The organism is Hypericibacter terrae (genome assembly GCF_008728855.1).
GTDB classification, from domain to species: Bacteria; Pseudomonadota; Alphaproteobacteria; order Dongiales; family Dongiaceae; genus Hypericibacter; species Hypericibacter terrae.
The window spans coordinates 5,408,431-5,421,250 of record NZ_CP042906.1 but is presented as its reverse complement, the minus strand read 5'-3'; the positions used below and the strand labels follow the sequence as shown (position 1 = coordinate 5,421,250).

Here is a 12,820-nt window from a genome sequence, read left to right as displayed (position 1 = left end):
TTGACGTCGACACCGACAGGCGCATGGAACTCACCGAAGCGACTGCCCATGATGCACAGCCCAGCCGGCGGCCGGGCGCGAAGCGGGTGGTCAACGAAGCCCGCATCCTCGCCGCCGCCGAGGAAATCTTTGCCGAAGCGGGCTATGCGGCGGCCTCCATGGCCGCGATTGCCGAGCGGGCCGGCCTGCCCAAGGCCAACCTGCATTATTATTTCGGCACAAAGGAACAGCTTTATCTTCGCTTGCTGGACACCATCGTCGATGGCTGGCAGGAGACGATGGACCTGTTCACCGCCGACAGCGATCCGACCGAAGCCTTCCGGCTCTATATCGCCGACAAGATTGAATTCTCGCGCCGGCGGCCGCGCGCTTCGAAGATCTTTGCCAACGAGATCCTGCATGGCGCTCCGCATTTCCTGTCGGTCCTGCAGACTCGAATTCGCGAGCGCTTCCACCGCCATTGCGCGGTAATCGAGGGTTGGATTCGCGAGGGCAAGATTGCACCCGTCGACCCGCATCACCTCTTCTTCGTACTCTGGGCTTCGACGCAGCACTATGCCGATTTCGATATCCAGGTGCCGGCGCTGCTCGGTAAGGAGAGCATTGGGCCGGAAGACTACCGTGCCGCGACCGAGTTGATCACGCGGATGGTGCTGGCCACGCTCGGCCTCGAAACGAGCGCGCCGCGCTGATCGGGCTCCAGCCCTGAATTTCAGAGCCGTCCATTTCCACCGGGACGCCCATGGCCGATCCGATCGCGATCGAGACTGTCGAGATGCATACCGGCGGCGAGCCGGTGCGCCTGGTGGTGAAGGGCTATCCGCCCATTCCCGGCGAGACAATCCTGGCCAAGCGGCGCTATGCCCGCGAGCGGCTCGATCATCTGCGCCGGCTCCTGATCTTCGAGCCGCGCGGCCATTTCGACATGTATGGCGTGATTCCGGTCGAGCCCGATCTGCCGGGCGCCGATCTCGCCGTGCTGTTCATGCATAACGAAGGCTATTCGACCATGTGCGGGCATGCCGTGATCGCGGTCGGCCGCTGGGCGGTCGAGAGCGGCCGGATCAAGCGCGCCACCTCGGGCGAGACCGCGGTCAATATCCAATGCCCCTGCGGCCTGGTGCGGGCCTGGGTGGCGGCGGACGGCGCCGTCCGGTTCGAGAGCGTGCCGGCCTTCGCCTTCGCGCTCGACGCGGCGGTCGATCTGCCCGAAACCGGCCGGATCGCGCTCGATATCGGCTATGGCGGCGCCTTCTATGCGGTGCTGCCGGCCGCGCGGCTGGGGCTGTCGCTGCCGGGTTCGCCGCTGCGCGATCTGGTGGATGCGGCGGCCCGGGTCACGGCCGCGGTCAAGGCGCAGGTTCCCTTGCGCCATCCCGACGATCCGGACCTGGCGTTCCTCTATGGCACCATCTTCACCGACGGCGGCGAAGGCATCGATCGCCCCTCGCTCAATGTCTGCATCTTCGCCGAACGCGAGGTCGATCGCAGCCCCACGGGCAGCGGCGTCACCGCGCGCATGGCGCTGCAGGTGGCGCGCGGGGTCGCGGCTCTGGGCGATCGGCGCCAGTTCCAAAGCGTGACCGGCTCCGTCTTCACCGGCCGCGCCGTCTCGCCGGTCCGGGCGGGGGAGTTCGCTGCGGTGCGGGTCGAGGTGGGCGGCCGCGCCCATTACAGTGGCAGCGCCCGCTTCACGCATGAGCCTGACGACAGAATCGGTCAGGGCTTCCTGCTGGGGTGAGGCGCGCCCGGAGCCGGGCTCAGGAGTGGCTTTCGGCGGCCTCCCCTCGCGTTGTATCCTTCGCGGGAGCAACCGAAAGCGTCCCCGAATGACCGAAGCCGACCGACAGGAGCAGATCCTCGCCCTCGTGCATCAGCGCGGCTTCGTCTCGATCGATGCCATGGCGGAGCATTTCTCGGTCACGCCGCAGACCGTCCGGCGCGACGTCAACCGGCTCTGTGCCAAGTCGCTGCTGCGCCGCTATCACGGCGGCGCCGGGCTGCCGTCCGGCATCGAGAACTCCGCCTACCAGGCGCGCCAGGTGATGCAGCTGGCCGAGAAGAAGCGCATCGCCCATGCCGTGGCCGCGGAGATTCCCGACGGTAGCTCGATCTTCCTCACCATCGGCACCACGACCGAGCAGGTGGCGCGCGCCCTCCTCAATCACCGCGCCCTCAAGGTCATCACCAACAATCTCCATGCCGCGAACATCCTGGCCGAGAACGCGGATTTCGAGGTGCTGGTGGCCGGCGGCGTGATGAACAACCGCGAGCGCGGCCTGGTGGGCGAGGCCACCGTCGAGTTCGTCGGCCAGTTCAAGACCGACTACTGCATCGTGGGCGTGGGCGGCATCGACGGCGATGGCACGCTGCTCGATTTCGACGTGCGCGAGGTGCGGGTGTCGCAGGCGATGATGCAGCATGCGCGCCAGACCATCGTCGCCGCCGACTACAGCAAATTCGGCCGCAACGCGATGGCGCGGCTGGGCCGGCTCGAGGAGGCGCAGTTGCTGGTGACCGACCGGGCGCCGCCGCCGGCCTTGAAGGCCCTGATCAAGCGCGGCAAGACGAGGCTCCTGCTGGCCCGCTGAGGGCCGCGGATTTCCTCGGGTTTCTGCCGGCGTCCCGTCATGTTCGATTTCGATCACAACTCGGTCTGATATTTTCGTTTGTGAAAATGATCCGGCCCGACTAGTCTCCCGGGGCTCGCGTGGGGCGGGATGATTTCCCGTCGCCCCAGGCTCGCGCCTCTGCCGGCCCGACAAAGAGGAATTCATGGACTTCATCTTCATGCTGACGCGCGACGACCAGACCATCGAGGACTGCGTCGAGCTCTACGACACGATCCGTGCGTTGCCGCTGCGCCATGTCGGCTTCAAGGATGTCGGCGTGGCGCCGGAGACGCTGAAGCGTCTGCATGACAAGCTCAAGGCCGACGGCCGGGCCACCCACATGGAAGTGGTCAGCACGAGCGAGGAGAGCTGCCTTCGGTCGGCGCGCATCGGCGTCGAGCTCGGTGTCGACTACCTCCTGGGCGGTACCCAGATCGATCTGATCCTGCCGCTGCTCAAAGGCTCGCGCACCGGCTATTACCCGTTCCCCGGTATCCCCATCGGTCATCCGACCAAGCTCGGCGGCAGCCCGTCGCGCGTGGCGGCCGACACGAGGAACGCGGTGGCGAAAGGCTGCGCGGGCGTCGATCTTCTGGCTTATCGCGCGACCGAGGCCGATCCGCTCGATCTCATTCGCGCGGCGCGGGGCGCGACCGACCGCCCTGTGATCGTCGCGGGCTCGATCAATTCGCCGCAGCGCATTCGCGATATCGCGGCCGCCGGTGCCGATCTCTTCACCATCGGCACCGCGGCGCTCGATTGCAGCTTCTATCCGCGACAGGGTCTGCTGACGAATCAGTTGAAGCATATTCTCGAGGCCTGCGCGGCGACCGCCTGACGCCGGACAAGGATCGCCCGCGGGAAAGACGGGTATTCATCGCCCATGGCTCTTTTGCTCGGCATCGATCTCGGCAGCCAGAGCCTCAAGGCGGTGCTGCTCGATGAATGTCTGGCCCTGCTCGGCAGCGGAAGACGGAGTTATTCGATCGCCTTCCCTCGGCCCGGCTGGGCCGAACAGGATCCGCGGCTCTGGGAGGATGCTCTCGGGCCCGCCATTGCTGACGCGCTGGCTGCTGTGGGGAGCAAGCCCGGCGACGTCGCGGCCCTTGGCGTTGCCGGACAGCTCGATGGCTGCATACCGGTGGACGCCAAGGGTCACCTTCTTCACCCGGCTCTCATCTGGATGGACCGGCGCGCCGACGCCTCGCTGAACCGCGTCCGCCACCGCCTCGGCAGCAAACGCGTCCGTGCGCTCACCGGCGCCAATCTCGACGGGACGCATATGGCGCCCAAGATGCGCTGGCTGATCGACGAGACCGACGCCGGCAGGGCCGCGAGCCTGTTCCATCAGCCCGTGACCTACATGGTCGAGCGCCTGACCGGAGCGCGCGCGATCGATCACGGGCTCGCCTCGACCTCGCTCGTCTATGGCCTGGCGGAAGGCAACTGGCTGCCCGAGCTGATGGCGGCGTTCGAGCTTCAGGCCAAGCTGCTGCCGCCCTTGCGCCGCAGCGAGGACAAGGCCGGCTGCCTCAACGCCGAAGGCGCGCGGCTGACGGGGCTGCCGGCGGGGATCCCGGTTGCGGTCGGAACCGGCGACGATTTCTCGACGCCCTTGGGCGGCGGCGTGATGCAGACCGGGATCGTCGCCGATGTGCTGGGCACCGCCGAGGTGGTGGGCGCGCTCGATCGCGAGCCGCGCATCGATCCCTCGGCCCTGACCGAGACCCATCGCTATGTGGGCGCCCGATTCCACTACATCGAGAATCCGGGCTGGGTTTCGGGCGGCGCGCTCGAATGGCTGCGCGCCACCCTGGGCATCGCGGATTTCGCCGCATTCGATCGTCTGGCGGCGGCGGTACCGCCCGGTGCCGACGGGCTCCTGTTCCTGCCGGCCCTGAGCGGCGCCATGACACCCGAATGGATCGCGGGCGCCCGCGGCTGTTTCTACGGCCTGACGCCGTCGCATGGCCCGGGCCATCTCGCGCGCGCGGTGCTGGAAGGCAACGCCTTCGGCCTGCAGGACGTGGTGCTGGCGCTGAAGGCGATGAATGTCGCGACCGACCGGCTGCGGCTTCTGGGCGGGGGTGCCCGCAGCGATCTCTGGGCGCAGATCCGCGCCGACGTGACCGGCCTGCCGGCGGAACGGGCGCGCCATGCCGATGCGAGCGCGGTCGGTGCCGCGCTCCTGGGCGGCGTCGCCGCCGGCGTCCTGCCCGACCTTGCCAGCGCGGCCGGGCTCGTGGGCGCCGCCGGGTTCGCGATCGAGCCCGATGCGCATCGCAACCGGCTTTATCGCGAAGCGCATGGCCGCTATCGCCAGCTCTTCCAGTCGCTGAAGCCGATGTTCGGGGCCGGGTAGGATCGCGATGTCGGATTCCCTCATCGCCGATCTCCTGGCCGGACGCTGGCGCGATCCCGAGACCGGCGCCGCGGTCACGGTGCCGCTGCGCAGCGTCGCGATCGCGCCGAGCCTCGCGGGCCAGGAAGCCGATCTGCTCAAGCCCTTGGGGCTCGGGCGCCGCCTGGCGCTGGTAAGCGACCCCACGACGCATGACATCCTCGGCCGCCGGGTCGAACGCGCGCTGGGGAGCATCGCCGATCTGCAGCGCGTGGCGCTGCCCGACCGCCCCCATGCCGACGATGCGACCGTGGCCTCGATTCGCGCGGCGACGACAGGCGCCGATGCGTTGATCGCGGTCGGTTCCGGCACGATCAACGATCTCTGCAAATATGCGGCCTTCCTCGACAGCAAGCCCTATGCCGTGTTCGGCACCGCGCCCTCGATGAATGGTTACTGCTCGGCCAATGCAGCGATCACGGTCGGCGGCCTCAAGAAATCCCTGGCGGCGCAGGTGCCGGTGGGGGTCTTTCTCGATCTCTCGGTGCTGGCCGCGGCGCCCCGGCGCATGATCCGCAGCGGACTGGGCGATTCGCTCTGCCGCTCGACCGCCCAGGCCGACTGGCTGCTGTCGCATCTGCTCCTGGGGACACCCTATCGCGAGGCGCCCTTCGCGCTGCTGGCCGCCGACGAGAACGCGCTGATCGAGGAGGCCGGCGCGCTCATCGCCGGCAATGCCGCGGCCATGACGCGGCTGGCGCGCACGCTGGTGCTCTCCGGCCTCGGCATGGTGATCTGCAATGGCAGCTATCCCGCGAGCCAGGGCGAGCATCTGGTCTCGCATTATGTCGAGATGATGGAGGGCGAGCGGCTGCCCGAGACCTTCCATGGCGAACAGATCGGCGTCACCACGCTCAGCCTCGCGCGGCTGCAGCATCGCCTGCTCGACGGACCGCCGCCGGTGCTGCGGCCGACAGCCATCGCCGAGGGCGATCTGAAGCGTCATTTCGGCGTCGAACGCGGCGAGGCCTGCCGCCGGGAATGGGACGGCAAGGCCCTCGACACGACCAAGGCGGAACTCCTCACCGCGCGGCTGGCGCAGGACTGGGACCGGATCCGGGCGCGACTTCAGAGCGTGATGCGCCCGGTGCTGGCGCTCGAGCGGGCGCTGGTGGTCACGGGCGCGCCGCGGCGCGCCTTCGATCTCGGCTGGTCCGCGGTGCTCTACCGCACGGCGCTGATCCGCGCGCGCCAGACCCGCAATCGCTACACAGCACTCGATCTCGCGGGCGATGCGGGCCTGCTCGAGGAGTTCGCGACTCGCGAGAGCCACTCGCAACCCGGCGCCGAATAACAACGGACTTCCGGACCAATTCCGTACCGCTAGCGGACGCCGTCGATGTTGCGTGCAGCGCAACATCGAGGTCGTTCGCTAAACTCATCCCACGGCTGGCGCAAAGGCCAGCGTCACTGACGTTGCCGATGACATGCCCCCTGGGTCGAATTCAGGCGCTCTGTTGCGGCGCGGCTTTCACGCGCTATGCTGCACGCGGCCTTGCAACTTTGCCGCTTGATCGCGATCGAACGGCGCACTGCAGCTTGTGAACGGATATCTTCAATGCGCATCCTCATCGCCGACGATCACACCCTGTTCCGGCGCGGCTTCTCCCTGCTGCTACAGCGCCTCTATCCCGACTCCGAGATCGAGGAGGCGAGCGACGTCGTCTCTGCCCTCGAGGTCGTGCAGCGAACGGCCATCGACCTGCTGCTGCTCGATCTGGGGATGCCGGGCATGGAGGGCCTGTCGGGCCTGGAGCAGTTGCGCGCCGCCGTACCCTCCGCTGCGATCGTCATCGTCTCGGCGATCAGCGATTCGGATCGGATCCGCGAGGCGCTCGAGCGCGGGGCGCGCGGCTATGTGCTGAAGACGATCAACGACGCGGCGCTCAAACACGCCTTGTCGCTGGTGATGTCCGGCGAAACCTATGTGCCGGCGGAGCTGCTGCAGGAGCGGGCACTCAAGGGCGTGGGCGGGCCGATCGGCAAGGGCGGGCCGGAAAATCCACTCGCCCATCTGACCGATCGTCAGCGCGACGTACTGGGGCTGCTCATGACCGGGCAATCCAACAAGGAGATCGCGCGCGATCTGGGCCTGCTCGAAAGCACGGTCAAGGCGCATATCAAGGTGATCCTGAACAAGCTCAGCGTCGCCAACCGCACGCAGGCCGCGATGGTCGCCGCCGGCCTGGGCTGGCAGCCCGCGCGCCCGGTTCATTGACGGCGGTCGCGCGCCGTTCAAGCAACGAGAGGCCGATTCGCGTCTCAAGTCGATTCGACTTGAGACGATCAGGCTCTAGCGATTCGACAACAGCCTTTCGATCGCGTCCTGCAGGCGATGGGGCTCGATCGGCTTGTGCAGCAGCTCGAAGCCCGAGGCGCTGGCCTCGGCCAGGCGGGCGGGCTCGGTGTCGCCCGTCAGAATCAGCCCCGGCACCTTCTGACCCAGCTTCTCGCGGATATAGCCGATGGCGCCGGCCCCGGTGAGCCCGTCGCGCAGGCGATAATCGGCGATGATGGCGCTGGGCGTGCGGCCGGTCTCGGTCAGTTTCGCCAGTGCGGCCGGCGCGGAATCGGCCACCAGCACCTGATAGCCCCAGCGGCCGAAGAGCGCGTTCATGGCCTTGAGCTGATCGGGATCGTCGTCGATCGCCAGCAGCAAGGCGCCTGCGGCCGCCGATGCGGGCAGGATCGGACGCGTCGGCGCGGGTGCCGCGGTCGCCGCCAGCGATTGCGCGAGCGGCACCAGCACGCGGAAGACCGAGCCGCGGCCGGGCTCGGAGCGCACCTCGATCGGATGGTCCAGCAGCTTGGCGACGCCGGCCACGATCGCCAGCCCGAGCCCCAGACCGCGCGTGCGATCGCGCTCGGGATTCCCGATCTGGTAGAACTCCTCGAAGATGCGTTCGATCTTGTCGGGCGCGATGCCGATGCCGGTATCCAGCACTTCGATCGCGAGCCGGTCGCCGGCCCGCCGGCATCCGACCAGGACCTTTCCCCGCTCGGTGTAGCGCAGCGCGTTGGAAACCAGATTCCTCAGGATCCGGCCCAGCAGAGTGGGGTCGGTGTGGATCGTGGCGCTCGACAGCAGGACGCGCAGGGCCAGCCGCTTCTCCCGCGCCGCTTCCGAGAATTCCGTCTCGACCTGATCGAGCAGATCGGCGACGGCGAACTCGCGGAACTTCGGCGCCAGCACGCCGGCATCGAGCCGCGACACGTCGAGCAGCGCGTCGAGCAGCTCGTTGGCCGCCTTGAGCGCGTCCTCGATCGAGCCCAGGAGATCCAGATCGCCGCGTTCGTGCAAGCCGATGCGCAGGGCCGCCGCGAACAGATGTGCCGCCTGCAGGGGCTGGCGCAGATCGTGGCTCGCGGCGGCGAGGAAGCGCGACTTGGCGCGGTTGGCGCGTTCCGCCTCGGCATGGGCATCGCGCAGCGCGTCTTCCGACAGCTTGCGTTCGGTGATGTCGCGCACGCTGGTGCGGAATCCGAGGGAATGGCCGGCTCGGTCGAACAGCGTCTGCCAGCTGACAGCGGCCCAGACCAGCTTGCCGTCCTTGCGCCGGATGCGGAAGGCGACGTCGTTGCCGCTCTCCCCGCGTTCGCCGCGATCGATCACCGTTGCGATCAGGGCACGGTCTTCCTCATGGACCAGCGGCAGCGGGTAGTCCTGCATCGCCAGGCATTCGGCGACGCGGTAGCCGGTCATGCGCTCGACCGCCGGGTTGATCCAGAGCGGCTGGCCGTCATGGCCGAGCCAGCTTTCCCAGTCATAGGTGTAGTTGGCGATGGCTTCGAAGAGCCGGTCGGTCTCGGACAGGGGGACAGGATGCGAGGCTCCGGCCGCGCCGGCCGGGCCGCTCTGCGGCTTGCCCGCCGACGCCGCAGCCAGCGGCGTATCGCCGTTGGATCGAAGCAGCCGCATGGTCTGTCCCTCCCTTCCCGATCAGTGGAACCGCTCGGGCGCTTCTTGTCCAGTTGGGCCTGCTTTCTCCCCAATTCGGGGGAGAGTTTGCTCAAACGGGCATACCCTTCAGCCAAATGACGCTTGGACATCGGGAGGGGCGGCGGGCACCGTTTCCTATAGGGAACGGAAGATTCCTAATTGACTGGCGCCAAGGACTGAGATTGCGCCTTCCGGCGAACCGATCGGCCATCGATCGGGGGAGTCCGGGCCGGGCGACGACCCCAGCCGGCGGTGCCGAACAAGGTCCGGAACGACCCCGAACGGGGCGGCCGGTCCACCGCAAGGGGGAACGTCAATGGCACAATCCGCTCAGAATCTGTCTGCGCGCATCGAAAGCATGTTCGGGCGCGACAAGATCTTCGCTTGGGGCTTGGTCGTGGCGCTTTGGGCCACGGTCGCCTTCGTGCTGCTCTCGGTCAACTCGATGATTCCGTCGAACGGCATCCGGATCGCCTCCTGGATCGCCGCCTTGGTGCTGCTGCTGTTCAACACCGCGTCGATCGGCGCGATGGTCCGGCATTACAGCCACGACAAGGAACATATCTACGGGATCGACATCAAACATCTCGACGCCGGCCGCTGACGCCGACACCGAGCGAGGGGGGAAATCAATGGCGCAGAAATACAATCCACCGAGCCAAGGGCGAGGCGGACAGATTTTTGACGTCCTCTGCCTGCTGGTCATGGTCTTCGCGGTGCTGTTCGTGCCGGTCTGGCTCAACATCGCCGTGCCATCGCGGGTTCGGGTGCTGCCCGAAGGCGTGCAACTCACCGAAGCGGCCGATGCCGATGGCAATGTCACCCAGACCTGGACAGGACTCACCTGGGAAGCGATCAAGCAGAATCCGACCATGCAGGAACGCTGGCAGGCCCTGGGCTACTCGGTCGAGGGGGCCGCGGACATCGTCACGCAGCCCTTCGACTACACGCTCGATATCGGCGGCATCGTCATGACCGGCGTGGTCATCCTGGGCTATTTCGTCTTTGTGCTGGTCTTGTCCAGGCGCGAATACAAGGACGTCATCGCCGAGAAGTTCGAGTAGCGCAGGAGCCCCGGGGGAAACATCATGGATATCTGGCAAATCTTGGAATGGGCAGCGTGGATCGTGTCGGCGCTGTTGTTCGCCTGGATGCTGTTCGATTTCGTGAAGACGGATCGCAATTACAGCGAAGCGCAGCTCCTGAGCTCGCGCGAGGGCGTGGACGATCTCTTCGGCGAAGCCAAGAAGGGGAACTGAGCCATGGCCGAGCAAACAATGGCTGCACCGTCCTCGCAGCGCATTCAGCTGCTGAAGGTGCTGGGACCGGCGCATGTCTGGGCGCTGGGCGTCGGCATCGTGCTGGTCGGCGAGTTCATGGGCTGGAACTACGCGGTGGGCAAGGGCGGCGCCTACGGCGCCCTCATCGCCTGCTGGGTGATCGGTCTGCTCTATACCTGCGTCGCCATGATCGATTCCGAGATCACCTCGACCGTGGCGGCCGCGGGCGGTCAATATGCCCAGGCGAAACACACGATCGGGCCGCTGATGGCGTTCAATGTCGGCCTCTATCTCGTGCTGGCCTACACCATGCTCGAGGCGGGCGACGTCCAGGTCGCGGGCCAGTTGATCCAGATCGGCATCGGCGAGCTCGGCAGTACGGTGGACTGGATTCCCTTCACCGTGCTCTCCCTGGCCATCCTGGCCTGGCTCAATTATCGTGGCGTCTTCATGACGCTGACGGTGAACTTCGTCATCACTGCCGCGGCCTTCCTCACCATCATCATCCTCTTCATCGGGCTGAAGCCCTGGAATCCGCATGAAATCATGCGGCATACCGAGCTGTTGACCGACCTGCCCTATGGCTGGCTCGGTGTGATCGCAGCCTTCCATTTCGGCATCTGGTTCTATCTCGGCATCGAGGGCACCTGCCAGGCGGCGGAAGAGGTCCGCTCGCCGGGCCGTGCCCTGCCGCTGGGCACGATGACGGGTATCATCACGCTGCTGATCGCGGCCGGCCTCACCTGGTATGTCTGCGTCGGTATGCTGCCTTGGGAGTATCTGGGCTGGGACTACACGCTGGCGCCTCTCTTCGACGCGGCGCGTGTCTCGGGCAGCACCTTCCTGCATGTGGCGCTCTTTGTGGGCACCTTGTTCTCGGCCATCGCCTCGGCCAATGGCTGCATCAACGACGCGGCCCGGGCCTGGTTCTCGATGGGGCGCGATCGCTATCTGCCGCAATGGTTCGGCGCCGTGCATCCGCGCTATCGCACGCCCTACCGCTCCATCGTGTTCCTGATTCCGATTGCGGCGATCTTCGCCCTCAAGGTGCCGCTGGCGCAGATCATCACCTTCTCGATCCTGTCCGGTCTGCTGAACTACACCTTCATGCCGATCAACATGTGGAACTTTCGTAAGAAATGGCCGATCGGGTCGATCCGGCGCGGGTTCGAGCATCCGTTCCATCCCTTGCCGGCGGCCGTGCTGCTGTCGCTCTGCATCATCACCTTCTTCGCGGTCTATCTGGGCTATGGCCGCCAGCTCCTGGCGATGATGTTCTTCTATATCATCGCCTCGCTCTGGTTCCATTTCCGCCGCTATCAGTTCGTCCGGCGCGGTGACCAGTTCACCATGGCCTGGCCGAAACCGCTCGGCTATTGAGCGCAACAAGCGGCCGCCGCTTGCCGGCGGCCGCCTTACCTCCCACTGTGACTGGGGCCGGCGTCGGAAATTCTGCCGCCGGCCCTTTGTCTTTCATGTCTGAGGCTCCGGACCGGCACGATGTCATGGCTCGCCGCCCCGCTGGCGGTTCTGTTCTTCCTCATCCTGATCGTCATGCATCGGCGTCATCGCGTGGCGGTCAAGGCCGAGCGCGGCGCGTTGTTCGAGAATGTGCTGACGCTGTTCGAGCGTTATCGCGTGGAGCAGGACGATGTGGACTATCCGGCCCTGAGCGGCCGCTATCGCGGCTTCGACATCAAGCTCGAGGCGCTGGTCGATCATGTCGCCGTGCGCAAGCTGCCCTCGCTCTGGCTGCTGGCGACGGTCAAGGCCGAGCTGCCGCAGAAATCGGCGCTCGATTTCCTGGCCCGCCCGCTCAACACGGAGTTCTATTCGCCCAGCAGCCATATGGAACATCGCCTGCCCACGCCGGCGGGATATCCGGCCGGCTTGCGCGTGAGTGCCGATGGGACAGAAGGCCTGCCCTCGGCCACCGTGATCGCCAGCCAGGCCACGCTGTTCGAGGACAGCAAGATGAAGGAGCTGGTGATGGCGCCCAAGGGCGTGCGGCTGGTCTATCAGCTGGCCGAGGCCGAACGGCCCTATTATCTGGTGTTGCGCCAGGCGGAGTTCGGCACCCGTCTGCGTCTCGAACCGGCGCTCGCCCGCCGCCTGCTCGACCGGGCGATCGCCATTGTCGAGGAACTGCGCCGGGACACGCCGCCGGATCGGATCCGCTCCACATGACGAGAGCCCGCATGGCGAAGCCACAGACCGCAAGATCCAAGAACCCGCCGGCGCCTGCCGGGCCCGGGGCGAAGCCGCCCTTCCATCCCTATCTCGTGCTGGCGATGTCGGTCTTTCCCGGCGTGGGGCAGATCTTCAACGGCGATTCTAAACGCGCCTTCATGTTCGCCTTCTCGATGCTGAGCCTGGGCTGGATCACCTATCACCTGACCTCGCCCGACCAGTCCTTCCTCGGCCGCTATGCCGGCGGCGTCTTCGTCTATGCGATGTCGATCCTGGATGCCTACAAGCAGGCCCGGCTGCGCTGGGAGCTCTGGCATTTCCGCCGCCGCCAGGAGCAGGCCATCCCCGACGCCGAGTCCTGATTCCCCGTCAGGCCGTTGCGTCCGGCGTGGTCCGG

Annotated in this window: 14 protein-coding genes; 13 read left to right on the top strand and 1 reads right to left on the bottom strand. The window is 66.8% G+C overall.

The window, feature by feature from the left end:
• Positions 1 to 23: 23 nt before the first annotated feature.
• From FRZ44_RS24790 to FRZ44_RS24760, 7 genes are all read left to right on the top strand, one after another.
• Complete coding sequence (locus tag FRZ44_RS24790; protein WP_151179703.1) at positions 24 to 692, top strand: TetR family transcriptional regulator C-terminal domain-containing protein; 669 nt, start codon at positions 24 to 26, stop codon at positions 690 to 692.
• Positions 693 to 742: 50 nt separating this feature from the next.
• Positions 743 to 1,741, top strand: coding sequence for a proline racemase family protein (locus FRZ44_RS24785; RefSeq protein WP_225308437.1), 999 nt, complete (start codon positions 743 to 745; stop codon positions 1,739 to 1,741).
• Positions 1,742 to 1,829: 88 nt separating this feature from the next.
• Positions 1,830 to 2,591 carry a DeoR/GlpR family DNA-binding transcription regulator gene (locus FRZ44_RS24780; RefSeq protein ID WP_151179702.1) on the top strand — a complete coding sequence of 254 codons (762 nt, stop codon included), beginning with the start codon at positions 1,830 to 1,832 and terminating at the stop codon, positions 2,589 to 2,591.
• Between the two features lie 184 nt (positions 2,592 to 2,775).
• The gene (locus FRZ44_RS24775; protein ID WP_151179701.1) at positions 2,776 to 3,450 is read left to right on the top strand and encodes a HisA/HisF-related TIM barrel protein; all 675 of its coding nucleotides are present in this window, start codon (positions 2,776 to 2,778) and stop codon (positions 3,448 to 3,450) included.
• 45 nt (positions 3,451 to 3,495) lie between these two features.
• Positions 3,496 to 4,974, top strand: coding sequence for a xylulokinase (locus tag FRZ44_RS24770; protein ID WP_151179700.1), 1,479 nt, complete (start codon positions 3,496 to 3,498; stop codon positions 4,972 to 4,974).
• Positions 4,975 to 4,981: 7 nt separating this feature from the next.
• The gene (locus FRZ44_RS24765) at positions 4,982 to 6,307 is read left to right on the top strand and encodes an iron-containing alcohol dehydrogenase (RefSeq protein ID WP_151179699.1); all 1,326 of its coding nucleotides are present in this window, start codon (positions 4,982 to 4,984) and stop codon (positions 6,305 to 6,307) included.
• 264 nt (positions 6,308 to 6,571) lie between these two features.
• On the top strand, positions 6,572 to 7,231 hold the full coding sequence (locus FRZ44_RS24760; protein WP_191908287.1) for a response regulator: 660 nt from the start codon (positions 6,572 to 6,574) through the stop codon (positions 7,229 to 7,231).
• A 75-nt stretch (positions 7,232 to 7,306) separates the two neighbouring features.
• Here FRZ44_RS24760 and FRZ44_RS24755 read toward each other — a convergent pair whose 3' ends face one another.
• Entirely contained in the window at positions 7,307 to 8,932 is a 1,626-nt protein-coding gene (locus tag FRZ44_RS24755) for an ATP-binding response regulator (protein WP_151179697.1), read from the bottom strand.
• A gap of 337 nt (positions 8,933 to 9,269) precedes the next feature.
• Between FRZ44_RS24755 and FRZ44_RS24750 the strand changes: the two genes are divergently transcribed.
• From FRZ44_RS24750 to FRZ44_RS24730, 6 genes are all read left to right on the top strand, one after another.
• A complete protein-coding gene (locus FRZ44_RS24750; protein ID WP_151179696.1) occupies positions 9,270 to 9,557 on the top strand; it encodes a hypothetical protein in 288 nt (95 codons plus the stop codon).
• 28 nt (positions 9,558 to 9,585) lie between these two features.
• Positions 9,586 to 10,017 carry a hypothetical protein gene (locus tag FRZ44_RS24745; RefSeq protein ID WP_151179695.1) on the top strand — a complete coding sequence of 144 codons (432 nt, stop codon included), beginning with the start codon at positions 9,586 to 9,588 and terminating at the stop codon, positions 10,015 to 10,017.
• 24 nt (positions 10,018 to 10,041) lie between these two features.
• Positions 10,042 to 10,212 (top strand): hypothetical protein, encoded by a 171-nt coding sequence (locus FRZ44_RS27180; protein ID WP_191908286.1) that lies wholly within the window; start codon positions 10,042 to 10,044, stop codon positions 10,210 to 10,212.
• Positions 10,213 to 10,215: 3 nt separating this feature from the next.
• Positions 10,216 to 11,613: an APC family permease gene (locus tag FRZ44_RS24740; RefSeq protein ID WP_151179694.1), complete on the top strand. Its 1,398-nt coding sequence runs from the start codon at positions 10,216 to 10,218 to the stop codon at positions 11,611 to 11,613.
• 120 nt (positions 11,614 to 11,733) lie between these two features.
• On the top strand, positions 11,734 to 12,420 hold the full coding sequence (locus tag FRZ44_RS24735; RefSeq protein ID WP_151179693.1) for a hypothetical protein: 687 nt from the start codon (positions 11,734 to 11,736) through the stop codon (positions 12,418 to 12,420).
• Between the two features lie 11 nt (positions 12,421 to 12,431).
• Positions 12,432 to 12,785 (top strand): hypothetical protein, encoded by a 354-nt coding sequence (locus FRZ44_RS24730; RefSeq protein ID WP_225308436.1) that lies wholly within the window; start codon positions 12,432 to 12,434, stop codon positions 12,783 to 12,785.
• Positions 12,786 to 12,820: the final 35 nt, after the last annotated feature.